At 40.8% G+C, this 26,001-nt stretch carries 16 protein-coding genes; 8 read left to right on the plus strand and 8 right to left on the minus strand.

Translation table 11 applies throughout. The features are described 5' to 3' along the window. Positions 1 to 120: 120 nt before the first annotated feature. From xylA to ZA06_RS00460, 3 genes are read right to left on the minus strand one after another with little or no spacing between them, the layout of a single operon-like run. Complete coding sequence (xylA, locus tag ZA06_RS00450; RefSeq protein WP_053975457.1) at positions 121 to 1,437, minus strand: xylose isomerase; 1,317 nt, start codon at positions 1,435 to 1,437, stop codon at positions 121 to 123. Between the two features lie 51 nt (positions 1,438 to 1,488). Next, positions 1,489 to 2,979 carry a xylulokinase gene (locus ZA06_RS00455; RefSeq protein ID WP_053975458.1) on the minus strand — a complete coding sequence of 497 codons (1,491 nt, stop codon included), beginning with the start codon at positions 2,977 to 2,979 and terminating at the stop codon, positions 1,489 to 1,491. Positions 2,980 to 3,006: 27 nt separating this feature from the next. Beyond that, complete coding sequence (locus ZA06_RS00460; RefSeq protein WP_205625690.1) at positions 3,007 to 4,701, minus strand: glycoside hydrolase family 43 protein; 1,695 nt, start codon at positions 4,699 to 4,701, stop codon at positions 3,007 to 3,009. 219 nt (positions 4,702 to 4,920) lie between these two features. Here ZA06_RS00460 and ZA06_RS00465 point away from each other — a divergent pair, with 219 nt between their 5' ends. Continuing rightward, positions 4,921 to 5,949 (plus strand): LacI family DNA-binding transcriptional regulator, encoded by a 1,029-nt coding sequence (locus ZA06_RS00465; RefSeq protein WP_053975459.1) that lies wholly within the window; start codon positions 4,921 to 4,923, stop codon positions 5,947 to 5,949. Between the two features lie 24 nt (positions 5,950 to 5,973). On the opposite strand, the gene ZA06_RS00470 is transcribed toward ZA06_RS00465, so the two are convergent. Beyond that, positions 5,974 to 8,265 (minus strand): glycoside hydrolase family 3 C-terminal domain-containing protein, encoded by a 2,292-nt coding sequence (locus ZA06_RS00470; protein WP_240472185.1) that lies wholly within the window; start codon positions 8,263 to 8,265, stop codon positions 5,974 to 5,976. A gap of 169 nt (positions 8,266 to 8,434) precedes the next feature. Between ZA06_RS00470 and ZA06_RS00475 the strand changes: the two genes are divergently transcribed. The 4 genes from ZA06_RS00475 (at position 8,435) to ZA06_RS00490 (ending at position 13,769) form a co-directional block, all read left to right on the plus strand. Next, positions 8,435 to 10,588 carry an alpha-glucuronidase family glycosyl hydrolase gene (locus ZA06_RS00475; RefSeq protein WP_053977004.1) on the plus strand — a complete coding sequence of 718 codons (2,154 nt, stop codon included), beginning with the start codon at positions 8,435 to 8,437 and terminating at the stop codon, positions 10,586 to 10,588. Positions 10,589 to 10,619: 31 nt separating this feature from the next. After that, positions 10,620 to 11,354 (plus strand): SDR family NAD(P)-dependent oxidoreductase, encoded by a 735-nt coding sequence (locus tag ZA06_RS00480; RefSeq protein WP_053975460.1) that lies wholly within the window; start codon positions 10,620 to 10,622, stop codon positions 11,352 to 11,354. Positions 11,355 to 11,374: 20 nt separating this feature from the next. Continuing rightward, a complete protein-coding gene (gene uxuA, locus ZA06_RS00485; RefSeq protein ID WP_205625698.1) occupies positions 11,375 to 12,541 on the plus strand; it encodes a mannonate dehydratase in 1,167 nt (388 codons plus the stop codon). A 100-nt stretch (positions 12,542 to 12,641) separates the two neighbouring features. Next, complete coding sequence (locus tag ZA06_RS00490) at positions 12,642 to 13,769, plus strand: endo-1,4-beta-xylanase (protein ID WP_053975461.1); 1,128 nt, start codon at positions 12,642 to 12,644, stop codon at positions 13,767 to 13,769. A 69-nt stretch (positions 13,770 to 13,838) separates the two neighbouring features. On the opposite strand, the gene ZA06_RS00495 is transcribed toward ZA06_RS00490, so the two are convergent. The 4 genes from ZA06_RS00495 to ZA06_RS00510 all read right to left on the minus strand — a co-directional run bounded on the left by ZA06_RS00495 (position 13,839) and on the right by ZA06_RS00510 (position 23,308). Then, on the minus strand, positions 13,839 to 16,526 hold the full coding sequence (locus ZA06_RS00495) for a sialate O-acetylesterase (protein ID WP_082331886.1): 2,688 nt from the start codon (positions 16,524 to 16,526) through the stop codon (positions 13,839 to 13,841). A 121-nt stretch (positions 16,527 to 16,647) separates the two neighbouring features. Then, positions 16,648 to 18,612 carry a carbohydrate binding domain-containing protein gene (locus tag ZA06_RS00500; protein WP_082331887.1) on the minus strand — a complete coding sequence of 655 codons (1,965 nt, stop codon included), beginning with the start codon at positions 18,610 to 18,612 and terminating at the stop codon, positions 16,648 to 16,650. A 17-nt stretch (positions 18,613 to 18,629) separates the two neighbouring features. Further along, positions 18,630 to 20,231, minus strand: a complete 1,602-nt coding sequence (locus tag ZA06_RS00505; protein WP_053975463.1) for a RagB/SusD family nutrient uptake outer membrane protein — start codon at positions 20,229 to 20,231, stop codon at positions 18,630 to 18,632. An 11-nt stretch (positions 20,232 to 20,242) separates the two neighbouring features. Next, positions 20,243 to 23,308 (minus strand): SusC/RagA family TonB-linked outer membrane protein, encoded by a 3,066-nt coding sequence (locus ZA06_RS00510; protein WP_053975464.1) that lies wholly within the window; start codon positions 23,306 to 23,308, stop codon positions 20,243 to 20,245. 287 nt (positions 23,309 to 23,595) lie between these two features. On the opposite strand from ZA06_RS00510, the gene ZA06_RS00515 reads away from it, so the two are divergent. The 3 genes from ZA06_RS00515 (at position 23,596) to ZA06_RS00525 (ending at position 25,930) form a co-directional block, all read left to right on the plus strand. Continuing rightward, positions 23,596 to 24,078 (plus strand): hypothetical protein, encoded by a 483-nt coding sequence (locus ZA06_RS00515; protein ID WP_082331888.1) that lies wholly within the window; start codon positions 23,596 to 23,598, stop codon positions 24,076 to 24,078. Between the two features lie 116 nt (positions 24,079 to 24,194). Next, positions 24,195 to 25,250: a sensor histidine kinase gene (locus tag ZA06_RS00520; RefSeq protein WP_053975465.1), complete on the plus strand. Its 1,056-nt coding sequence runs from the start codon at positions 24,195 to 24,197 to the stop codon at positions 25,248 to 25,250. Further along, positions 25,247 to 25,930 carry a LytR/AlgR family response regulator transcription factor gene (locus tag ZA06_RS00525; RefSeq protein WP_053975466.1) on the plus strand — a complete coding sequence of 228 codons (684 nt, stop codon included), beginning with the start codon at positions 25,247 to 25,249 and terminating at the stop codon, positions 25,928 to 25,930. The genes ZA06_RS00520 and ZA06_RS00525 overlap by 4 nt, the downstream gene beginning before the upstream one ends. The last annotated feature ends 71 nt before the right edge of the window (positions 25,931 to 26,001 follow it).

A 26,001-nucleotide genomic window follows, 5' to 3' on the forward strand; every position in this document is an offset into this window, starting at 1 on the left:
TTACTGTTGTAAGGTAAGACTTATATTTAAAATTTAATTGATTTTTTAATGGCCATAAGAAATTTGGGAGCTAACCTTTATCGTTAATCCCTATAACTTTAAAAATGACATATATCCGATTTAAATGTATTGGCTAATAATATTTTCAAACAACTCCTGTTTACCACTTTGCAATGGAATTTCACCATCTTCTGCAGCGATTTCATACAAATCTGACAAGTCCAACTTTCCTTTTTCAAACTCTTTACCTTTTCCTGAATCGAAAGAACTGTAACGCTGTTTTCTTAAGGAATCATAACCAGAATAGGAAATGATTTTGTCTGCTGTAATCAAAGCTCTGGCAAACGTATCGGCACCTCCAATATGTGCCAAAAAGATGTCTTCCAAATCGGTAGAATTACGACGGATTTTAGCATCAAAATTAACACCGCCCCCCTGCAAACCACCTGCCTTTAAAAACACTAACATAGCTTCGGTGACTTCTTGTATGTTGTTAGGAAATTGATCGGTGTCCCAACCATTTTGGTAATCCCCTCTATTCGCATCGATACTGCCCAACATTCCCGCCCGTGCAGCCACTTCCAATTCGTGCTGAAAAGTGTGCTGTGCCAAGGTTGCATGGTTAACTTCCACATTGATTTTAAAATCGCGTTCCAATCCATATTCCTTTAAAAACCCAATGGCCGTGGCGGTGTCAAAATCATATTGGTGCTTTGTAGGTTCCATAGGTTTGGGCTCAATGAAAAAAGTGCCTTTAAAGCCTTGCTTTCTGGCATAATCGCGAGCCATAGTTAAAAACTGGGCCAAATGGTTCAACTCCCTTGCCATATCTGTATTCAATAAGGACATATAACCTTCTCGACCACCCCAAAACACATAGTTTTCACCATTTAAGGCAATGGTCGCATCTATAGCTAATTTTACCTGTCCTCCTGCTCTTGCCAACACTTTAAAATCTGGATTGGTAGCTGCACCATTCATATACCTAGGGTGTGTGAAGCAATTGGAGGTTCCCCAAAGTAACTTTTTACCATGGAATTTCTGCTTATTCTTGATATAATCCACAATAGTACTCAAGCGCTTTTCCGATTCTGCAAAAGTTGGAGCTTCCTGAACCAGATCAAAATCGTGCATACAGTAATAATCAAATCCAATTTTGTCTAGGAACTCAAACGCGGCATCTGCCTTGTCTTTCGCGGCCTGAATGGGATCTGAAGACTGATCCCAAGGAAAATTCTGCGTGCCCACTCCAAAAGGATCGGCACCTTGGCCACAGAACGTATGCCAATACGCTACGGCAAACTTAAAATGCTCCCGCATGGTTTTCCCTGCCACTATCCTATTGGGGTCATAATATTTAAATGCCAATGGATTATGGGACAAATTCCCCTCATACTCGATATGTTTGATGCCCTTGAAATATTCTTTAGTTGCCATTTTAGTTATATTTAGTCAAGATTATGATGTTTAAATTTTATGAATATTAGCTTACAAATTGCTTAAATACCTTCGCCTCAAATCCAGCTCCCATAATTGAAACGCCTCTGTATATGGGCCTTTATCTTTAACGGGACCATAAGTGCAGACTTTTTCATTGTCTGAAAAAACGTCTTCCAAACTTTTAAAATCTCCCATACTTACCCCTGCCGCCCTTGCAGCTCCAATGGCCCCTGTAGTATCCAAAATGTCTATTTCGGAATCAATAAGGGTTGCCAAAGTGGTTGCGAATATTCCAGATCGGAATAGGTTATCGTTGCCTGCCCTAATATTGGACACCTTTACACCATCTCCTTTCATAATATTGACTCCGTACACAAACGAAAAGGCAATGCCCTCCAAAGCAGCCCTAAAAAGATGCTCAGAATGATGTTTATTAAAATTTAGGTTGAATATGGCCGCCCCGTCATTACTGTTGTTCATCATGCGCTCTACTCCATTTCCAAATGGAATAACCCGCAAACCATCAGAGCCAATAGGAACGTTTGCCGCCATGGCGTTCATCTGTTCATAGTTTTCACCTTTCAGCACATGTTCCTTCATCCAACTGTATTGAATCCCTGCGCCATTTATATTGAGAAGTTTGCCAATAATAGATTGTTCCGTGGTATAATTTACATGGGCAAAATTGTTGATACGAAGACTTTCTTGAGTGCTTTTATTGTCAGTTACAGCATACACGACTCCCGAAGTGCCTCCAGTAGCGGCAATTTCACCAGGTCTCAAAACATTTAAGGACAAAGCATTGTTAGGTTGGTCGCCTGCACGATATAGCACTGGAATGCCACTGGGCAACCCTGTAAGCTTTGCCGCCGATTTGGTCACGGATCCCTGAACAGAAAAAGTAGGCACCATGTTAGGAATCAAACCAGTATCAATTCCCATATAATCAAACAACCAATTCGCAGGGGTATTGGCCTTGAAATCCCACATAATCCCTTCGGAAAGTCCAGAAATGGTGGTAGTAGCTTCTCCTGTTAATTTGAGAGCAATAAAATCGCCGGGCAATAAAAACTTATGTACTTTTTCATAAAGCGAAGGTTCATTGTCCTTCACCCATTTGAGTTTGGATAAGGTGAAATTCCCTGGAGAATTCAAAAGATGTGTCATGCACTTTTCTTCTCCCAGATCTTGAAACACCTTATTTCCGATCATAGCAGCCCTACTATCACACCAAATAATGGAAGGTCGTAAAACCTCGAAATCCTTATCTACCAAAACCAAACCGTGCATTTGATAGGCAATGCCCACTCCCTTTATTCTAGCTTTGGCAACACCTGTGTCCTTGATTAATTTTTGTGTCAAGATACCCAGATATTCCCACCAAAGATTAGGGTCCTGTTCGGCCCAACCAGCTTTGAGGGACATAATCTCCATTTCCTTATCAGGATATTGGGCAAGTCCCAAAACCTTGCCAGAAGCAGCATTGACCAATGCGGCTTTTATTGATGAACTTCCTAAATCGTATCCTATATAATACATCTTGTGATTAGTTAATAACAGTGGTTTTCAAAAATGATTGCTGGAAGCGTACATTGCCAACATGCTCCCTACAAATCCCTTGGCTACTTTGGTACTCAATAATGAGGCATCCACATTTGCTTTCAGCAATCGCCAATCCTCATCTTTATGTTGTTTATAATAGAAATCGTAATATTTACTGCGCCCCACAATTTTCACCCAAAGGTTTTGATTGTGTTCCTCCAAAGCTTTGGAGGCCAAAATCTCTAACGAATCGCCAAAACTTTGCTCTAAGAATACCTCTGAGTTTCCCTGATCAGTCAAACGTTTACCTATAAATAAATAATGCTTTTCATTTTGAAAGGCCACCAACCCAGCAGCACCAGTTGATTGAGAAGGCACAAATGAAAATTCGGTAGCCACCTCAAAACTGGCATGCTGTTGCCGTCTCCCAATAAAGGAAAACTTGGTTTCCTCATGCATATTTTCATCTTGTGGCGTTACCAGTAATTGACCATTTTCCAAAGTGTACCATTGCGAATTGGGAGTTCTAATGAAATTCCAAATATTTCCCAATGACCCTGAATCAAAGTCATCTCTATTCACAAAATTGCCCGTGGTTGGAGGAATCTGTTCTGTATTTAACGCTAATTCGGGTCTTGTATACACAAATAGATGTGGATCATTGCCCTGTTCAAAAACAGGCCAACCGTTGGCTTCCCATTTCAAGGGCAGCATAAAGGTTTCCCTACCTGTGTTGTAATGGTCGTCACCATAAGGTCGACATCCTAAATATACGCCCCACCAATCGCCATTGGGCAATTCCACAAAATCGGCATGACCTGTTGTTGTAATTTGGTTGGAACGCTCTTTAGGCAAATGTCTTTGGGTCAATATCGGGTTGTTTTCATAACTGGTATATGGCCCGTAAATATGCTTGCTTCTAAACACCACTTCGGAATGGTTATAGCCCGTTCCCCCTTCCGCACAAAACAAATAATAGTAGCCATCCTTTTTGAAAATATGTGGAGCTTCAATCCAGACTGGCTCCTTGGCCATGTCAGTACCTCCATCAACCAATAATTTTTGATCAGAAATTACCTTCTGCTTTTTCAAATCGTATTCCCAGGTATAAATGGCTCTATGCCCATTGTGTTTGGAAATATTCCCTGGAGGTGGACCATTATGGGTAATGTAGATTTTACCATCGTCGTCAAAAAACAAATCAGGATCTATGCCGTCTATTTCGGGCAACCAAATGGGTTCGGACCAACCTTCCTCCGGATTTGTACTGGTCACGATAAAATTCCCTTTGGAACTTACATTAGTGCATATCACAAAAAAAGTTCCTTGGTGGTATCTAATAGTAGGTGCAAAAAGCCCTCTGGACACTCCTCCATTAAAATCTGCTTGTGATTTTCTAGTAATGACATGGCCAATCTGCTTCCAATTAACCAAATCACTACTTTTAAAAATAGGCAATCCAGGAAAATAGGAAAATGACGAAGTCACTAAATAATAAGCGTTTTCTGCCCTACAAATACTAGGGTCAGGATAAAACCCTGCCAATATTGGATTTACATATTCATTTTGTGTTGGAATGTTACTATCAAACATGGTATCCTGTCCTTGATATTCAAACCAATCAAAGGCGACTTCTTCATTATACGCAATCGGTTGCTTTAAATTGGAAAAAAATTTGGCATTGGAAACCAATACCAAACCCAAACTTATTAGCGCCACAAAAAGAATAAATTGATTTTTTAAAACTTTCATAACCCGAATCAAGGATGTGAGCAAAAATTATTTCTTGACAATTTACAAAAGTTTTACATAAAAATTAACAATTAAATAATTTTTATCTGTCTAATTTTCGTATTACTAATTTTTAAGCTAAAAAAATTCAACAATCGGTAATTTGTTAAAAAAGATTATTTTTGTAGGTACGCACAAACCTCATCCATGACACAAAAAAAGGACATTACCATCTATGATATTGCCAAGGCCCTCAATTTATCAACTTCCACGATTTCCAGAGCCTTAAAAAACCATCATAGCATTAGTAAAAAAACCATTGCAAAAGTAAAGCAAGCGGCTCAGGAAATGGGCTATTCCCCCAACATCATTGCAGCTAGTTTACGAAACAACAAGACCTATACTATCGGTGTTCTTATTTCAAGAATCAATCGTCCTTTTATTTCAGCCCTGATTAGTGGTATTGAAGAGCGGGCCCAAAAATCGGGATTCAACGTGATTATCACCCAGTCCAACGATTCCTATGAAAATGAAATCAACATGGCCCAGGCCCTATATAACAGTAGGGTAAGTGGAGTCATTTGTTCCTTGGCCATGGAAACTAGGGATACCTCCCATTTTAAACAATTTCTGGATAAAAATATCCCCATCGTGTTTGTGGATCGTGTGCCAAAGGACATTGAAACCTATAGAGTGATGATTGACAATTACTCGGCAGCCTACAAGGCCACAAAACACCTAATTGAACAAGGTTGTAAACGTATTGCCCACTTTGCGGGGTCACAATACATGAATATTTATAGCGAACGAAAACGAGGCTACATGGATGCCTTAAAGGATTACAATTTGGAAGTGAATGAAGACCTTATCATCCCATTCAGCACTTTAAGTTATGAGGAAGGGGAAAAGGCCACAAAAAAATTGCTTACAATGGATAATCCACCTGATGGCATCTTCTCTTCAAACGATACTACAGGGGTGAGCGCCATTCAAATAGCCAAACGTCTTAATGTGAAGGTTCCTGAAGAATTGGCGGTAATCGGGTTTAATGACGACCCTATTGCATCCATCATCGATCCTGGATTGTCAACCGTAACACATCCAGCATTTAAAATGGGACAAACCTCAGCTGAAAAAATAGTGAAACATCTTAAAAATGCTTTGGACGATGATATTACAGAAATCACCTTCCTAAATACCGAAGTGGTGGTTAGACAATCATCCAAACGTCATTAAAAAAGTCACTTTACCTTTTTTGGATTATCGAACTTCTACAGTGGTTTCCGCCATTTGGGGAGCACCCAAATCAGTACTCCTTCCCATAGGACTCGAACCTCCAATATAGATTTTAAAGGTCCCTGGTTCTATAAGTCGTTCCCCTTTGTCGTTTACCATTTCAAAGGCTTTGGGCCCTAGTTCAAACGTTAAGGTTTTGCTTTCTCCTGCATTAAAATGGCTTCTTTTTACCCCTTGCAACTGAAAATTGGGTACTTCAAAGCTCGCTTCCATATCGGCCACATATAATTGTACGACTTCATCGGAATCTACCTTACCTGAATTAGTAACCTCAACTGACACAGTTACGGTATCATTGGAAGTAATGGATTTTGAAGACAACTTTGGACTGCCATAAGTAAATAAAGTATAGGACAACCCAAAACCGAAGGGATACAAAGGTTCTTTTTCCATGTATTTATAGGTGCGCCCTTTCATAGTATAATCTTCATAGGCAGGCAGCTGTTCGTACGATTTCGGGAAAGTAATTGGTAAACGCCCTGAAGGCGACACCTTTCCAAAGATGATATCGGCAACGGCATTTCCTCCTTCTTCCCCAGGATACCAAACAAACAACACCGCATCCGACAAAGCTTCTACTTCAGCCAAGTCAATGGGACTACCACCGGTAACCACCGTGATAATAGGGCGCTCTCCTGCTTCCTTTCGTAATTTTCTCAAAAACTCCAATTGATTTTCCGGCAAACCATATTCAAAACGGTCGCCAAGAGTGGCTGAAGCGATAGATTCTCCTTCCTCTCCTTCCAAAAGTCCTGAAATCCCCAAAACCGCAATGGTAGCATCACTTTTCCCTGCATTTGGAGTAGTCCAATCTTGTGGATTGGAATTGGGGCGGTCCAACATAATTCCCATTCGGTACTGCAATTGACTGGCATGGTCTACTGCTCCTGCAATACCTTCCAAAACGGTGACCAATTTTGGATTCACACCAAAGTAATTCCCTAATAAAATATCAGAATTGGCAGCATTGGGCCCCGTTACAAAATAACGTGCCAAGTCATTCTTTAAGGGCAAAGCGCCGTTATTTTTCAACATGACAATTCCTTTTTGGGCCACTTCCCTCGCCAAAGCACGATGCTCATCACTATCCACAACATCTATTGGAATATCATCATAATGATGACTCCCTAGCGGATCAAAAAGCCCCAATTTAAATCGAGTTTTCAACAAAGTAGCCAATTCCCTGTCTACTTCAGCTTCCGTTAAAAGCCCTTGTTTTACTGCTTCAGGAATACCTTCCAAATAGGTACTACCACAATTTAAACTCACTCTATTTTTTACCGCCAAAGCCGAAGCTTGAGCAGCTGTTTCCACAGCGCCATGCCCTCCTTTATCAGATGGTGTGTAAAAATCAACGATGGCCCAACAATCACTCAACACATGCCCCTTAAATCCCCATTTGTTTAAAAGCACATCCGAGATCAAGTAGGTATTGGCACAGCAAGGAGCGCCATTGGTACTGTTATAGGCGCACATCACAGATTCCACATCGGCCTGTACCAAGGCCTCAAAAGCAGGCAAATAAGTTTCCCATAAATCCTTGGGATTGGCTTCGGCATCAAATTCATGGCGCAACTTTTCCGGTCCACTATGTACTGCGTAATGTTTAGCGCAAGCGGCTGTTTTTAAATAGTTGGGATTATCACCCTGTAGTCCCTTTACAAAAGCAGTCCCTAAACGAGACGTTAAATAAGGATCTTCTCCATAGGTCTCCTGCCCCCTGCCCCATCTAGGGTCTCTGAAAATATTGATATTGGGCGTCCAAAAGGTCAATCCGCTGTATCGTTTATAATACCCTTTAGCTTTGGCTGCATTGTGCATGGCTCTGGCTTCATCGGAAATGGCCGAGGAAACCCTTAAGGCCAATTCGTCATCAAAAGTTGCTCCCAAACCGATAGCCTGCGGAAATACTGTGGCTACTCCAGAACGTCCCACGCCATGCAATGCTTCATTCCACCAACTGTATGGCGGTATGCCCAATCGTTCGATGGCATTGGTGTTGTGCATCATTTGGTCGGCCTTCTCTTCCAATGTCAATCTTGAAATCAAATCCTGTACCCGTTCTTCCAAAGATAAAGACGGATCATAAAACGGAAAATCATAATCTTGGTGGGATTCTGCTAAAACAATATCTTCTGAAGAATCTGACGAGTCTTTAGAATTTACATTCTTTTGGCACGCAACAACCATCAAAAGAACCATTGCAAAACCTAATAAAGTAGGAAGGGATTTCTGTCTATGAAATGAAAACCGCATAATATTATGAAATTGATAATAAAACCAAATATCATTTAAAAAAACAATAAATGCAAACGATTGCATTTATTGTTTTGACAATAGCATTATTTTTGTTTATTTTACACTTAATTCCATTTTTAGAGGTTTTAGGGCTTCAAAAATGGGGTGTATAATAATTCTTGTTCCTATGCCTAGATGCTTAAAATGGCTTTTCTCTTTTAGTCTCATTTTGCTCTTCCAAAGTGCGACCTACGCAACCGATGGCTATAAACTGTGGTTGGACTATAAGACGATTTCAGATAGCGCGCTTTTAAAAGAATACCAATCATTACTTGGAGGGATTCAATTTTACGGAAACTCTGAAACCATTGAGAAAGCTAGCAGGGAAATCCAACAGGGAATTTCTGGCCTATTGGGAATGGATTCCGAAAAACTAAATGGAAAATATAGGCTTGTTATTGGCTCCTATAGCAACTTACCAAAAGACATAGCCCATCAGTTTTCAAAAGAGTTGGAATACCTCAACAAAGAAGGCTATGTGATAAAATCAATTTCCAATTCCATCGTAATAACGGCAAAAACCGATATAGGCGTTTTATATGGAACCTTTAACTTTTTAAAAAGGCTCCAAACCCAACAATCCATTGAAAACCTAAATATAACTGACAGTCCTAAAATAGACATCCGGATTTTAAACCATTGGGATAATTTGGACAGAACTGTTGAACGTGGCTATGCAGGGTTTTCACTTTGGAACTGGCACCAACTACCAGAATATAAAGATCCTCGTTACGAAGATTATGCAAGAGCCAATGCCTCAATAGGCATCAATGGCACAGTACTCACCAATGTCAATTCCAATGCCTTGGTGCTTACCCCTCAATATTTGGAAAAAGTGAAAGCCTTGGCGGATATTTTCCGTCCTTATGGCTTAAAAGTATACCTGACGGCGAGATTCTCTGCCCCAATGGAAATCGGCGGACTTAAAACTGCCGACCCTTTGCATGCCGAGGTCAAAAACTGGTGGAAAAATAAGGTAGAAGAAATTTACACTTATATTCCTGATTTTGGAGGTTTCTTGGTAAAAGCCAATTCCGAAGGGCAACCGGGACCTCAAAACTATGGTCGCAACCATGTGGATGGTGCCAATATGATGGCGGAAGCCTTGGCCCCTTTCAATGGCGTAGTGATGTGGCGTGCCTTTGTGTATTCGGAACATGATACTACCGATAGAGCCAAACAAGCGTATAATGAATTTGTGCCCCATGATGGCCAATTCAAGGACAATGTCATTATTCAAGTGAAAAATGGCCCTATCGACTTTCAGCCTAGGGAGCCCTTCCACCCAATGTTTGGCGCCATGGCCAATACCAATCTGATGATTGAATTTCAAATCACCCAAGAATATATGGGTGGCGCTACACATCTAGTCTATCAACCCAAATTATTTGAAGAGGTCTTCGAAGCAGACACCTACCGAAAAGGAAAAGGGTCTACCGTTGCAAAAGTGATTGATGGCAGCCTGCACAACAAAAAAATTACGGGGGTTGCTGGAGTTTCCAACATTGGAACCGATCGTAACTGGACCGGCCACCATTTTCTACAGGCCAATTGGTATGGTTTTGGCCGCTTGGCATGGGATCCTTATTTAAATTCCGAAGACATTGCCAAGGAATGGGTAAAAATGACCTTTTCCAATAAAGAGCCATTCGTAGAAAAGGTATCTGCCATGATGATAGAATCCAGGGAAGCGGTAGTTAATTATATGACACCACTTGGCTTACATCATATTATGGCTACGGGTCATCACTATGGTCCGGGACCATGGGTAAGCGATCTGTCCAGACCTGAATGGAACCCCGTTTATTACCATAAAGCAGATAACAGCGGTGTTGGTTTTGACCGTACACCTAGTGGAAGTAATGCTACAGCGCAGTATGCACCTGAGGTGGCGGCCATGTTCAATAATTTAGAAACCTGCCCCGAAGAGGATTTACTATGGTTCCACCATGTGCCATGGAACTATAAGCTCAAAAATGGCCACACACTATGGGACGGATTAGCCCTTAAATACCAGGAAGGCGTCAATGAAGTAGCACAAATGCAAGCCACTTGGAACCAATTGGAAAACGACGTGGATGCCCAACGCTTCAACGAAGTAAAAATGCTATTGAACATACAATACAAGGAAGCCAAATGGTGGCAGGATGCCTGCCTATTGTATTTTCAACAATTTTCAAAAATGGAGCTTCCAAAAGGAGTTGAAGCTCCTGCACACACATTACAATATTATCAAAATTTACAATTTCCGTATGCCCCAGGCATACGGCCACAATGGTAACGTTTAAACGTTTAAATGACAAGAAGAACACATGAGTAAAATAGCAATTGTAACAGGAGGAAATTCGGGTTTGGGCTATGCCACCGCAAAAAAATTATGCGACAACGGGATTGTTACCTACATCATAGGACGCTCGGAAGACAAAACCAACAATGCCTGTAAGGAAATAGGTCCGAATGCCGTGCCAGTCATCTTTGACTTGAATAATTTGGAGGGTATTCCAGACATGATTCAGGATATAGCGGGTGATGAAAATATAGACATTTTGGTCAATAATGCAGGGATCAACCTCAAAAAACCTTTTGAAGACGTCTCGGATGAAGAATTTGCAAACATCATCCACACCAATGTTTTGAGTGTATTTGCCGTGAGCAGGGAGGTGGTAAAAACTATGAAACAGCACCAAGGCGGAAGCATTATTAATATCAGCTCCATGGCGTCCCAATATGGGATTCCAAAAGTAATTGCCTATACGGCCAGTAAAGGAGCCATAGAAGCCATGACAAGATCTATGGCCGTGGATTTGGCGCAATATGGCATTCGGGTGAACTGTATTGCCCCTGGCTTTATTAAAACCAAAATGTCTGCCAAAGCTTTGGACGATGATCCAGAACGCAAAAACAAGGTATTGGGTAGAACACCTATGGGAATTTTGGGAGAACCTTCCAACATTGCAGATGCCGTGTACTTTTTCGCCTTAAATGAAGCCAGCTTTGTTACAGGAACCGTACTTCCTGTAGATGGCGGTAACAGTATTGGATTTTAATTGGAATGGCCATGATACAAATGCAACAAACAATGCGATGGTTTGGACCAAATGATACCATTAGCCTTAAGGATCTTAAGGAATGTGGCATCACAGGGATTGTAAGTGCTCTGCACCATATTCCAGTGGGGGACGTTTGGGAAATTGAGGACATCCAAAAACACCAACAAACCATTGCGAACGCAGGACTGGAATGGACCGTCATAGAGAGTCTTCCCGTACACGAGGACATCAAACGTCGTGCGGGCAACTATCAAACCTATATTGAAAACTATAAAGAAAGTCTTAAAAATATTGCCCATTGTGGCATTAAAATCATTACCTACAATTTCATGCCCATTTTGGATTGGGTAAGGACGCATCATAGCTTTACAAATCCCGATGGCACCAAGGCCCTATTGTACAACCCTAAGGCTTTTATCTATTTTGATGTATTTCTATTGAAACGCCCTGGGGCAAAAGACGACTATACCGAAGTACAAAAAGCCGATGCCTTAGCCTACGGGGAACAGCTTTCACAACAAGACAAAGCAACCTTGTTCAGAAATGTACTTTTGGGACTTCCGGGAAGCAAAAAGAATTTTACAGCAGAAGAAATTTTGTCCCTTTTGGATAATTACAAAGGCATTGACGACGATACTTTACGAAATAACCTCATTAATTTCCTTGAAGAAGTAGCTCCAGTAGCTGAATCCTTGGATTTGAAATTAGCGATCCATCCAGACGACCCGCCTTTTTCGGTATTGGGATTGCCAAGGGTCATGTGTACCTCCAAAGATGTGCAAGCAATTTTTGATGCGGTGCCCCTTAAAGCGAATGGTCTTTGTTACTGCACGGGATCCTTTGGAGCCCATCCAGACAACGATTTGCTGCAAATGATAGACGATTTTGGAGATCGCATCCATTTCTTGCATTTGCGCAATGTTACCAGGGAAAAAGAAGGTATCTTTAGGGAATCCGAACACCTTTACGGAAACAATCCAATTGCACAAATTATGGAACGTCTCATAATTCTAATGCAAGAACGACAAACCAGTCTCCCCATGCGGCCAGACCATGGCTTTTTACATTCCATTGAAGAAGGAAAAGAACAATACCCCGGCTATTCATTAGTAGGCAGATTAAAAGGATTAGCGGAATTGCGTGGTTTGGAACTTGGGATCATCCATAAACTGTCCAAAACTTAAAATATAACAGAAGTGCGTTACTGTTACAAAAAAGCACAATGGGAATATGCCGAACCACCATTTAAATTTTGAAGTAGGCAAAACTTAAAAAAAAATATAGATGAAGAAGATTTTCAAACTCCTTATCTGTGTGCTCATCGTTTCCTGTAGTAGCGATGATGGTGGGAACAGTCCTATAGTAGGCGGTCCTTCCAACCCCAACCCAAACCCTAGCACTCCGGACTATTTACAAGACCAGGTAAATTTTCCAATAGGAAATACAGTATCAGCGGCCGAACTTGCTTCTAGTTCCGCGACCAATACCGCCTTTAAGGAGGTTTTGCTTAACGATTATAACAGCATCACGGCAGGCAATGACATGAAGATGTACAATATGTATATGGGTCCCAACAGCTACGATTGGAGTGATGGCGATGCTATTGTAGCCTATGCCAAAGACAACGACTTACGAGTTCATGGTCATACCTTGCTTTGGCATCCAGAATATGCCATTCCAAATTGGTTGGAAAATTTCTCTGGAACCGATGCCGAATTTGAAACTCTTATAAAAGATTACATTCAGGCCGCCGTAGCCCATTTTGCGGATGCTTTGGATGATGATGGCAATCCTATCGTACAAAGTTGGGATGTGGTAAATGAAGGATACGATGGTGGCGCTTTGCGCTCCACTCTATTTCAACAGCGTATTGGAGATGATTATATAGCCAAAGCCTTTCAATGGGCTAGAGAAGCCGACCCTGATGTAAAATTGTTTTACAACGATTATAACATTGCTGGAACTCCTGCAAAAAGAGCAGCCATCCTGAACATGGTTAGCGAATTCCAAAACAATGGCACTCCTATTGATGGTATTGGGATGCAAATGCACCTCAACCACGATTGGCCTACCAGCGACCTGCCATTGGCTATTCAGGAAATTGCCAACACTGGGCTTTTAGTTCATGTTTCGGAATTGGATGTTAAAGTGAATTATGCCGATGACCTTACAGAATTAACAGCGGAAAGAGCAGCTCTTCAATCTGATCAATACCAACGCGTGTCCTATTACTATAAGACTATAGTTCCTACCAACCAGCAATTTGGAATCACGGTTTGGGGCGTAAGGGATGTTGACAGTTGGCTGTACGACAATGGTACCGAATGGCCTTTGATGTATGATGCGGACTTTGAACCCAAACCAGCCTATGACGGTTTTAAAGATGGTTTAAACGGAACGAACGTTCCTTAAAAAAACAAAGTATTAAAAAAGCCTGCAAGTGTTGCAGGCTTTTTTATTTTTAGCTTTTTCAAAACAGAGCTATTGCTGCTCCTGGTTGGCTTTAATATTTTTTACCACATCCAACATCGTATCCGTCCAAATAACATCTTCATGAGCCTTTAAATAACGCACAAGGGCTTCGTGGGCCTCCAAAGAAACATTCAAGGAATGGCCTCCTCCAACACCATGAAACAAAAACACCAAAAGGCCCTTGTTTTTCATCGCCTTTTCCACTTCGGCAATCAACTCTTCTCCTGATTCGCCATTCACCCCAAAACACTTAATAGCATATGGATCTATAGCATCTATCGGTTCAATGCCTTTATAGACCGTTCTAGCGCCTACCAAATCTCCTCTCAACAAATCCATAAACGTTCTATCTTCTATGGCCATATCTCCACAAGTAAAAGCAAAGGTGCGCTCGGCTTTGTGGTCTAGAACACCTAAAAAGGCATTGGTCAATCTAATTTCCTCCACCATTTTCTCAATACTGTAGGTACTTAAATCATAGTTGGGATCAACCCATTCCCTTCCGGGAAGATTTCCTAAACAGGGGTGATACAGGGTATGGTTGCCCAATTCGTGTCCATTGGAAGCTAAGGTTTGCCATTCCTTTGTTCGTGATGTAAAACCGCTTGCTGCTGCAGAAATGTAAAAGGTCGCTTTCATGCCTAATTCATCCAATAGTGGTGCTACATTATCCAAGTGCACATCCAAGGCATCATCATAAGTCAGTACCACTGCGCACTGCTTTCCTTGCCAAGCTACTTTGTGCAACGTTTCGGGATCATAATTTCTAAAAGGCGATGCCGGCAATCCTTCTTTGTTGTATAAATTTGCTTCCACAGGGTTGTTGGCCCAAGCGTATCTTACATATTGAGGATCGGCAATATTGGGATTGTTTACTACGACAGTATGATTCTCAATAGTAGCGTTAGCTTTTACAAAACACAAATCGGCTCCTGCTATTTCAAAACCTTTCAATGCATCCCCATGGAAAACCAAGCCTTCTCCCTCATTTTTAAAATTGACATACAAAGCACCATTCCTTTCAATAGCTGATGTAAACAAAGGTCCCGATGCCACCAAGTTTTGTTCCCCATAAGCCAAGGAACGTGCCTGCAAGGCCAAACGTTTTCCTATAACCTCCTTATTCAATGGGTGGATATCATTCCATTCACCCGCATCTATAGCGACGGCCATTCCCGTATTTGGAAGCGACAAAGCCTTCCATTGGGCTTCACGTAATTGCGCCCACTGACTCTCCTTTTCTGTGTTATATTGCTGCATATAATTAGGCAACTGCACATAAAGAAAAGGGAAATCTCCTTGTCCCCATTGAGCTCTCCAATCGGAAATGAGAGCAGGAAATTGTTTTGCGAACAACTGAGGATCGTAGGTATTGGATTCACCTTGGTAAAACAACACACCCTTTATTTTGAATTGGGTTAAAGGCGCAATCATTTTGTTGTAAAGCCCTAAGGGTTTCCATCTAATAAAAGTTGGAGAAGCCAAAGATGACATGGAAGTCCCTAAACGGTACTTCCAAATCCCTTTTAAGTCAATGGTATCCTTACCAACAGCTAGGTAATAGGGTTTATCATAGAAGAAACCACCTCTTCCCGACTGGTTCACAACTCTAACGGTAATGACATTTTTACCATCTTTCAAAATATCAGGAGCCACCTCATAGCGTCTCGGCGGGTATTGATAACTGATACTGCCCACCTGTTGCCCATTGATATAGGTGAAATCTTGGTCCACTACGCGCCCCATCATAAGTTTTGCTGGCTTTCCAGCCATGGACTTGGGCACATCGATAGTTTTTCTGAACCAAACTGCTCCATTCACAAAGCCCAACGATTGGTCTGCCCAAAATCCAGGTACCATCATTTGGCTCCAATGGGAATCGTCATATTGCGGATCACTCCATTGCGATGACTGATTAACACCCAAATCATTTAAGTTTAATTCTTTATACCAATCTTCCGCTCTTTTATTGTCGGCTGTTGTAATAGCCTCAATCAGACTGTCATTTTTAAACTCTTGAGCAACTTGGTAATCCTCTGGAAACTCCTTAAGGGCCTCTTCACTCAAAAAACAAGACACCCTAGCCCCTCCAAGGGCGGCATTAACCAAACCAATAGGCACCTGATAAGTATCATACAATTCTTTGGCAAAAAAGTAGGCCACTGCAGAAAACTTATAAATAGTTTCGGGATTGGCCTCCAACCATTGCATAGGAGCCTCAAAATCTGTTTGGGGTTGATGAAAATCATAAGCATCAACCACCTCGATTTGGCGGATAAAAGAATTCTTGGAAGCCGCAATTTCCTTTGGGTATTTTTCCTTGACCCGTTCCATGGAAATTTCCATATTGGATTGCCCTGAACAAATCCATACATCTCCAAAAAGGATATTATTTACCTCAATTGAGTTCTTCCCCCTAAAAGTCATTTGGTAAGGACCTCCTGCTTTTTGAGGCGGTATTAAGAATTCCCATGCCCCCAAAGCATTGGAAACCGTTTCAAAATTTTGTTTGTTGAATTGTAAGCGAACGGTCTCTCCCGCTGAAGCCCAACCAAAAATCCTCAGTTCCTTATCCCTCTGTAATACCACCCCATCACTTAAAAGCTTGGGAAGCCTAATTTGAGCCAAAAGGTTTGAGCTACAAACAATAAACGCCAAAATTGTCAGTGCGCTCTTAAATATGGATTTGGAGTTCATATACAAGTTGTTTTCTTTTAACGATTTTAAATGTAGCTATAAAAAAACCGTCAGGCTTCTAGACCTGACGATTTTCCAACTAATTCAAAACTAATTCTAATTTAACTCTGTTTCTATTTTTTTAATCGCAGGCATCGTATGGAACCACTGACACATCATCTACAAAAAAGGTTTGTGTACTAGCGCCCATATCGAACAGCAATCTATATTCTCCTGAAGGTACTGCAGCCGCATTCACTACGAAAGAATAATAAGTCCAGTCTTCTGGAATGCTTAAATCATCCGAATAAAAGAAATCCGATCCATTGCCATCCCATTGCGACATAGAAATTCTGAAGACACCATCAGGTCCTGCGGCTTTCGCCCAGAAACTAATTTTATAGTCATTTCCTTCCTCCATATCCATTGGGTCTGATGCCATCTGCACATCCCAAGGGTTGCCTCCAGCGCCCGTAGCTGTCATGGAAGCCGATCCCGAATGGGATTCTGTTGTGGAAACCTCATGGGCGCCATTTAGGGTATTCCAATTGGTTAGCCCATCTTCAAAACCGCCATTGGCAGCCAAGCTACTTCCTACAACTTCATATTCTTTAACTGTTACGGCATCCACAAAGAAGGTTTGCGAAGTAGCTCCCATATCGAACAATAATCTATATACTCCCGAAGGAACTGAAGCCGCTTCTACTACAAAGGAGAAATACTTCCAATCTTCTGGAATACTCAAATCATCCGAATAAAAGAAATCCGATCCGTTGCCATCCCATTGTGACATGGAAATTCTAAATACGCCATCAGGTCCTGCTGCTTTGGCCCAAAAACCAATTTCATATTGGGTTCCCACAACCAAATCCATAGGGTCTGAAGCCAATTGGGAATCCCAAGGGTTTCCTCCCGCTCCAGTAGCCGTTAAAGATTGATCACCACAATAGGCTTCAGAAGTAGAGATGTCGTGGGCACCATTCAAGCTTTCCCAACCAGTCAAACCATCTTCAAAACTTCCGTTAGACAATAATTCTGGTGGCCCAGCGACAGCTGAAAATGCTCCAGGTACTAAAGCAATATGATCTATCCCAAAAGGAACGCTTCCCATTCCCATATCCAACACTACTTTGTGGGTTGGTAAATCATTGGTCACAGTAAAGGTCCATGTATAAGGCAGCCAATCGGCATTGGAAATTTCAACAGTGTCTCCATAAAAATAATCCGCGCCATTGCCATCCCATTGCGATACCGATACACGCATTTGCGCTCCTGCAGATTCTGCCTTGGCAAATAAGATAATGGTATACTGCTCGCCGAAAGTTAACGGTGTTGGCGTACTGGCAAACTGTCGGTCCCAAGGGTTACCTCCAGCAGGTGCCACTCTCATTGAGCGACCGCCTCCATAAGCATCATTTCCTGTTAACTCGGTCATGGTTTCACCTCCATTAAGTTTTTCCCATCCGGTAAACTCATCCCCTGAACCTTCGCTTAAGGTACTATTCACTAGGAAATTTTGTCTTGCCACAAAAGCTGTTGAAGCCGTTGCTTCTCCAAAATCATTACTAACAGTAAGATCCAAAAATGCATTGTCATCTACCCCAGCAGGCACGGTCACCACCAATTCAGTATCGGTATTGGAAACTATTGTGGCTGGCACATCATCTATTGTTACTACCGGGTTATATCCCGCATTAAAACTAGTTCCTGTTATGGTAACATTGCTGCCTACTGCCACAAAAGCATCAAAGTTTTGTATGATAGGTACCGGAGTTAATAAGACTTCAATATTAAAGTGAACTCTATAATCATTAACCATGGCCAAAGTCACCACATTGTTGCCTACTTGGGCATTTTCTGGAACGACAAAGGTTAAAGTACCATCCTCGTTGAGGAAAAATTCCGTGTGTTTATCTCCAACAAAAACAAACTGTACATAATCGAAATTTGAACCTTGAATGGTTACACTTTCAAGAGGATATACAGATGTTGGATTTACCGCTGTTACCGAAACCTCAGTAAAATCGTCATCATTGTTACAGTTCACAAGTGTCAAGGCCAACACTATTGTGAATGCACTAAAAAGAAATTTTAAAAATTTATTCATAACTTATTCTTTACTTGTTAGTAACCAGGGTTTTGAGTAGCACCTGTTTGATCTATAAAACTTTGAGGAATAGGCCAACGCTCATGTTTTCCCGCAGTTATATTTCCAGCTGCATTTGGATTGTACATATTGGTTCTTTCAATTAATAGGCCATTTCTTTTTAAGAAATACCAGCGATGACCCTCATGGCCCAATTCGCGAGCGTGCTCTTCAATAATATCTTCAAAAGTGATGTTGGAAAAATTCCCAGAAGTATTACCATAAGCACGTTCTCTTAACACATTAAGATATTGCATGGCCTGTCCGGTATTTCCTAACTGAAAATGTGCCTCGGCCGCATCAAGATAAGCATGGGCCAATCTGAAAATAATAATATTTCTCCAACCTTCAGCTAAAGCAGTTGTTCTATTATATTGCCCATTTTCCCAAGTTTTAGTGGACGTTGGTTCAATATATCTTACATTGGTTGAGGCTGCGTGCTCTTCTAAAACTACATCTCCTATTTCTACACCATCTGGTAAGTTTTCAGGGTCATCAAAAGTCCAAAACAACTTATGCCAAGCTTGTACACGACCGTCGGCTTCATCCATAACATCACCATCACCATCGGTGTCAAATAAAGACCAATAGTATTCTGAAGGCGATAACCTTGACCAAGGTCTTCCGCCACTTTCCATAGTTCTGGCTACACCTGGGATTCTGTCGTACAGTGGTACAAACATTTGTGATGTCCATTGCACAGTAGATGAGGACTCTTGAAAAGCAATTGAAAAAATTAACTCGCTGTTATTTTCTTCGCCACCTTTGCCTCCATCCAATCCAAAAATATTATCCAATGGCTGTAATACATAAGACCCATCGTTAATCACGGCCTCTGCTGCTGCAACGGCTTTTGTATAATCACCTATATCTAAACTGGCTTCTGCCAACATCATATTGGCTAAACCTTTGGATATAGAAATTGCCTGATCATCACCCTCACTTCTGGTTTTCAATAAAGGTATGGCAGCTTCAAGGTCTGAGATAATTAAATCGTATACTTCCTCTTTCGAATTTTGCTCTGTTGTAAACACAGGTCCTGTTTCTTCCAAATCGGCTACTTCAACTATTGGGATATTTTCAAACCTTCTCACCAATTCAAGATACAAATAGGCTCTCATGGTATACGCTTGGCCCAATGCATCCTTGATTTCTGGATCCAAATCTTCAATAGGGCCTGAAGCCTCTATACCACTAATTGCAATATTGGCAGGAGTGACGCCTGAGTAATAATAATTCCACATGGCATCAAGCGGCCCACTGGCAGCAGAGAAATTACCGTCATAGGTATTCATTCCCAACAAACCATCTGCTGGTTCATCTGTTAAATTGGTCCCACTCCGCACGATATCCGTACCGCAGGGCTTAAATACTGAAATTCCAGCGCCTCCATCAGCAAATATACTTCTGGCGTAAATCAAACCACTGGCAATTAAAGCTTTATTACCATTTACCGTATTCGCTGCATCCTCTGCAGATAAAGTATGGCGTAAGTCTTGATCTAAAAAATCATCTTGGCACCCTGTAAAAAAGAGTGTAACTGCAAAAAGCGCAATTGAAATTTTATAAAACTTTCTCATTGTCTTCTTTTTTAAAAGGTTAATTTAATTCCCATCACCCAAGTTTTAGAAATAGGATACTGATCTGTATTTGTTATCTCTGGAGAATAGGCATTTGTATAATCTGTCCAATATTTTAAATTGTTACCACTAACGGATAAGGTCAAACCATTTAGAAAAGTTCTATCCAGCATTTCACTTGGCAAACTATAGGACAAGGAGACATTTCTTAAAGATACAAAACTGGCATCTTCAAGAAAAATAGAATTGTAGAAAGTTCCTCCTGGAGTCATCGCACTACCTTCACCTACTCTAGGATAATCGTTGGTTGGATTGTCTGGCGTCCAATAATTGATATTTATTCTATTCTGTCTGGCAGAATTATAACTATTGTAGATAGAGTTGATTCTCTTTACGCCCTCTACAAATTCAAATAAAACCGAAAGCTCCAAACCTTTATATCGGAACACATTGTTGATACCACCATACCAATCTGGTGTTGGATTCCCCAAAAAGGTTCTGTCTTCAAAATCTACATTGCCATCGCCATTGGTATCTCTGATTTTAGGATCTCCTGGTTGTGGAACCGCTCCCAAATTAGTAACATCTGGAGTTTCACCTATTTGCCAAACTCCTAAATATTCAAATCCATAAATTTCCTGGAAATCTTGACCAATAAACCAACCATTATCTATATCATCCAATGGTTCTCCATCTTCTCCAAGTTCATTCAATCTTATAATTTTACTTTTCGAAGTAGCCCAATTAACACCCATGTTCCATGAAAAATCTTCGGTTCTAATGATATCACCTCTTAAGCCAACTTCAACTCCCGAATTCTCAGTCTCACCAATATTTGATGGGTAGAATTCATAGCCATTGTTAAGCGCCGCTGGGATGCGCTGATAAAGCAATACATCTGTTGTTTTGGTGTTATAAACTTCTACGGAACCATTAACCCGACTATTGAAAAAGCCAAAATCTACCCCAACATTGAACTGTTTACTTGTTTCCCACTTAATATCTGGATTTCCAGCAACATTTCCAGGGATTAAGCCTGTTTCAGCATCTGCCGGTGGAATTAACACTGCATTTGTATTAGCTTGATACGAAAATGAAGGAATATTATCGTTACCCAATTCTCCATAACTCAAACGTACTTTAAAATTACTAAAGGTATCTCCTCCAAACCACCAAGCTTCATTGTGCGCATTCCATGCAAAAGCTGCCGATGGAAAGTAACCTACTCTATTGTCTCCAATAAATTTATTGGACACATCTCTACGCAACGTTAAGGTAGCACTATAGCGACCATCGTAATTATAACCAAGTCTTCCGGCTAGATAGGATTTAGCCCAATCACTAGTGTTTACTCCTGTACTTTGAAGCTCCTGAGGAGCCGTTCCAAGGCCCCAATACCCCAACTCATCGGCTGCGGTTCTAGTAGCTTGGGAATTAACCTCTGTCCATTCAGATTTTTGCATTCCGTATATCAATGCTACATCGAACCCGTGCTTACCAAAATCCTTTTTATAGGAAAGAATATTATCAATCAAATAGGTAACTTGTTGACGCTCTCTTATTTGAGCTAAATTGTCTGCACCATCTGTAAAATTAGTTGATTGGAATCTTCCTAAAAACTCTCTTCTGTCTTCAGCAAAAGTATTCAAGGTATAATCCAAGCCTTCGGCTATATCAATATTCACATAAGGATTCACATAAGACCTTGTAATATTAACATCCAGTTCACTTTCGTTAAACTTGTGCAATGGGTTTACTGCAAACAGGTCAGTTGTTGCAAACTTGCTATAATTACCATCTTCATCGTATAAATTACCATACGGACTGGACTCAACCAATGCAGAAAGGGCCGGTACTCCTCCATTTCCAAAACCAACAATGGCTGTTCTTTGGTCGGCAAAACTTTTAGATAGTTGAACTCTAGCTCCAATTTTCAACCAATCTGTAGCTTGTAGGTCTCCATTGAAGCGTACAGAAAACCGCTTATAATCTGAAGCCACCAATGGCCCTGATTCTCTAAAGAAATCCCCATTTAAGTAAAAAGTTGTCTTCTCCGTTCCTCCGGAAACCGTCAACCCTACATTGTTTTGAACGCCTGTTCTAGCAACCTCATCCATCCAATCTACTTGATTTCCTTCAATATAGTTAGCATATTCAATAGGATCCAATCCCAAAGTATTTGGAAAATACTGCGCTCCTGAACTACTGTTCTGATTGACATCTATCCTAAATTTCACGAATTCATCCCCAGTCATGATATCAGGCCTTTGAGCCAAACTAACAAAACCGGATGAACTGTTAACTGTGATTTGAGTTTTTCCCTTTTTCCCACTTTTGGTTGTGATCAAAACGACCCCATTAGCGCCACTGGAACCATAAATAGAAGCGGAAGCGGCATCTTTTAAGATATTTATACTTTCGATATCGTCTGGGTTAAACTCGGCCATATTACCACCAACCAATGGAACACCGTCCACAACAATGATAGGCTGGTTCACCGTATCAAGATTTGTCCCCCCGTTTGTAGAAGCCCCCAAAGAGTTGTTACCTCTAATCTTAAGTACTGGCGGCGAACCTGGTTGCCCAGTATTTCTGCTAATCTGTACCCCGGCAACCTGTCCTCTTAAAGACTCTACCACATTGACTACAGGAGCTTTAGCTACCTCCTCCATTTCAACCGTTGAAATGGCTCCGGTTACATTGGCACGTTCCATTGTACCATATCCAACTACCACCACTTCATCCAACTGAGCAAGGTCTTCTTGCAGAGTGATATTGATGACACTTCTTCCTGCAACGGCTACTTCTTGGGTAAGATACCCCACATAGCTAAAAACCAAGGTGGCATTGGAGTCTACCCCATCCAAGGTATAATTCCCATCAAAATCGGTTGCGGTTCCTGTGGTAGTTCCCTTTACTATTATGCTAACCCCCAACAGAGGGCCAGTAGCATCAGCAACCTTTCCTGAAACACTAACCGTTTGTGCTTGCACCGCCAAGGCAAAGGCCATGAGCAGCAACGTTAAAAAACCCTTTTGGGGTTTATTCCTGTAATTACTTTTGAATTGATCGGTCATTTTGTCAAAATATTAATTTAAGGTCTGTTAATTTAAGGTTATGGTATTTTTAACCTAGTATAATTTTGATATCGATAAATATACGTAATTATTTCTTTTACTCAATCGGTTGCGTTATTTTTTTGTTAATTTTTCACAACAACTCAATGCATATCAATAATTCAAAGGGAAATAAATTACGATATTCGTATAAAAATGAGTATTTTTACATATGTTAACAATTGGTAATTTCTAATATTTTCTGCGAGCAAACAGCTATCGTGTCATCTTTTTTAAAGCATTCCATCATGAAAAAACTACTCCCTTTTTTAGCCATTTGTATACTTATAGCATCCTGCAACAACTCGAAATCTTCCAACACAACGGAAGCCATGGACCCCATTAACAAGGATAAAATGATGAACAAAAAAACCTTGGAAGGGGCTTGGGAACTGGTGAGTTTTTACAATTATGAAGACAATAAAATAGTAGACTCCTTCCAAACCAGTGAAGGTTACCGTCAAGTAAAAATGTATACCAAATCTAAGGTGATGTGGTGTAAAAATGTACCGTCAGATTCCTCGGAATGGTTTGGCTACGGCAGTTACGAAATCCATGGAGATACCCTAACGGAAGTGTTGGATTATGGTTCTAAAATCATGACCAAAATCATCGATTTGAAAACAAAATTCAATAACGAATTGCAACTGGGTCCTAACACCTTTACGCAAATCGAGATTGACGATGAGGGCAATAGAATCTATTCCGAAAACTACAGACGCATAGAATAACCCTTCGCATATATACCATACTTTTAAACAAACATGCAAATATGCGTTTACCTCTTTGTGCCAAGCAAATACCTCATTTTTTTCAAATCACTATCTTTAAGGGGTATTTTTGAAACATGAATTTCAGCCCTTTTAAAAACAGGTACCTCCTCATCAATCTATTGATTGGTATTGGTTTGGTGAGCATCCCTTTTTTAACCTCCCCCGACCTTGGTTCGGGTTTGGAATTACTTAAGGTAAAACCATTTCAGCGCAGCCTTTTAAGCTATGTACTATTACTCTTGGTATTTTATGGCAACTACTATTTTATTGTACCAGAATTTTATATCAAAAAGCGCTGGTTTTGGTTTTTGGGGCTCTCTCTCTTGGGGTATCTCCTTGTATTTAATTTACCGCAAATACTCATTCCAGAACACTTCCCAAATAACATGGGAAGACCCAAAATGCCCGCAATGCCGCCCGAACCGAGAAATCGGTTGTTACCTTTTGGCATTTTTTCAAGAGACAGCTATTTCTTCCACTACATCGTCGTGTTTTTACTGTCCCTATTTTTAAGATTGGAAGAACATCTGCATAGCGTGCAAAATGAAAAATTGGCCACTGAAGTCTCCTATTTAAAAGCTCAGATCAATCCGCATTTTCTGTTTAACACCCTTAATAGTCTGTATGCCCTAACCCTGACAAAATCTGATGAAGCACCAAAAGCAGTCATCAAACTTTCCAACCTAATGCGCTATGTGGTGACGGAAAGCGATCAAAAAATGGTGGATCTCAAAAAGGAAATTGCCTATATAGAGAATTTTATCGCTCTTCAAAAATTGCGTCTTTCAGAGGACATAAAGGTAACTGCCAATTTTTCGGGGGACTTTTCCAACAAAAAAATAGCGCCTTTGCTTTTGATCAATTTTATTGAAAATGCCTTTAAATACGGGCCTTCCGCAGAAAACAACTCAGAGATTCTCATAGACCTATCCATAAACGAAGAGAATTCCTTATTTTTGAGAGTAGAGAATACATTCTCCAAAAAATATCAAGATGAGCAAACCTCTACCATGCAAGGATTGAAAAACACAAAGCGTCGCCTAAACATTCTCTACCCCAATGCACATAAACTCACAACTACGGTAGCATCAGGAAGGTTTAAAGTGGCTTTACAACTAAACTTATCATGATCACGGCAGTTGCCATAGACGACGAACCCCTGGCGCTTAAAGTCATAGAGACCTTTTGTGAGCAGCTTGATGGTATCCAATTGGAAAAAACCTTCTCCAATCTTACAAATGCCAAAAAATACATCAATAAATTTCCGGTAGATGTCATTTTTTTGGACATAGAAATGCCTAATATCAATGGGATCGATTTTTATGCCTCTCTCACCAAACCGGTAAAGGTCATTTTTACCACGGCCTATGATGAATATGCCGTAGAAGGCTTCAATTTGAATGCTACAGACTATTTGTTAAAACCTTTTTCCTTGGAACGCTTCACCGAAGCGGTCTCGAGGGTCCAAAAAAGCTTGGAATTGGAACAGGCACACGAAAATGCCAACCCCTTGCTATCGATAAGGGCCGACTACAAACTTCACCGCATCCCAATTCAGGACATTCTTTATTTGGAAGCCATGGACGACTATGTAAAAATTCACATCCAAGACAAAAAAAGTCTGGTTACAAGATCCACCATGAAAGGCATCTTGGAAAAACTCCCGAAAGCACAGTTTGCCAGAATCCACAAATCCTATATTGTGCCTTTGCACAATATTAAAAGTATCGCTTCCCAAGAAGTAGACCTAGGCTATACCAAACTGCCCATTGGTAACAGTTACAAACAAAATTTGGAGCCGCTCAACTAAACACACTTTTGGTTAATTAACCGCAAATTTTCTCCCTTTCCTCTCAATTTGTTCATTTCTCATTAAGCTTT

Source organism: Mangrovimonas xylaniphaga (assembly GCF_001280435.1).
Classification (GTDB): Bacteria; Bacteroidota; Bacteroidia; order Flavobacteriales; family Flavobacteriaceae; genus Mangrovimonas_A; species Mangrovimonas_A xylaniphaga.

Excerpts from the sequence above, each read along its gene's own strand:
- xylA (WP_053975457.1), bottom strand. The coding sequence starts at position 1,437 with ATGGCAACTAAAGAATATTTCAAGGGCATCAAACATATCGAGTATGAG.
- ZA06_RS00455 (WP_053975458.1), bottom strand. The coding sequence starts at position 2,979 with ATGTATTATATAGGATACGATTTAGGAAGTTCATCAATAAAAGCCGCA.
- ZA06_RS00465 (WP_053975459.1), top strand. The coding sequence starts at position 4,921 with ATGACACAAAAAAAGGACATTACCATCTATGATATTGCCAAGGCCCTC.
- ZA06_RS00470 (WP_240472185.1), bottom strand. The coding sequence starts at position 8,265 with ATGCGGTTTTCATTTCATAGACAGAAATCCCTTCCTACTTTATTAGGT.
- ZA06_RS00475 (WP_053977004.1), top strand. The coding sequence starts at position 8,435 with ATGCCTAGATGCTTAAAATGGCTTTTCTCTTTTAGTCTCATTTTGCTC.
- ZA06_RS00480 (WP_053975460.1), top strand. The coding sequence starts at position 10,620 with ATGAGTAAAATAGCAATTGTAACAGGAGGAAATTCGGGTTTGGGCTAT.
- uxuA (WP_205625698.1), top strand. The coding sequence starts at position 11,375 with ATGCAACAAACAATGCGATGGTTTGGACCAAATGATACCATTAGCCTT.
- ZA06_RS00490 (WP_053975461.1), top strand. The coding sequence starts at position 12,642 with ATGAAGAAGATTTTCAAACTCCTTATCTGTGTGCTCATCGTTTCCTGT.
- ZA06_RS00495 (WP_082331886.1), bottom strand. The coding sequence starts at position 16,526 with ATGAACTCCAAATCCATATTTAAGAGCGCACTGACAATTTTGGCGTTT.
- ZA06_RS00500 (WP_082331887.1), bottom strand. The coding sequence starts at position 18,612 with ATGAATAAATTTTTAAAATTTCTTTTTAGTGCATTCACAATAGTGTTG.
- ZA06_RS00505 (WP_053975463.1), bottom strand. The coding sequence starts at position 20,231 with ATGAGAAAGTTTTATAAAATTTCAATTGCGCTTTTTGCAGTTACACTC.
- ZA06_RS00510 (WP_053975464.1), bottom strand. The coding sequence starts at position 23,308 with ATGACCGATCAATTCAAAAGTAATTACAGGAATAAACCCCAAAAGGGT.
- ZA06_RS00515 (WP_082331888.1), top strand. The coding sequence starts at position 23,596 with ATGAAAAAACTACTCCCTTTTTTAGCCATTTGTATACTTATAGCATCC.
- ZA06_RS00520 (WP_053975465.1), top strand. The coding sequence starts at position 24,195 with ATGAATTTCAGCCCTTTTAAAAACAGGTACCTCCTCATCAATCTATTG.
- ZA06_RS00525 (WP_053975466.1), top strand. The coding sequence starts at position 25,247 with ATGATCACGGCAGTTGCCATAGACGACGAACCCCTGGCGCTTAAAGTC.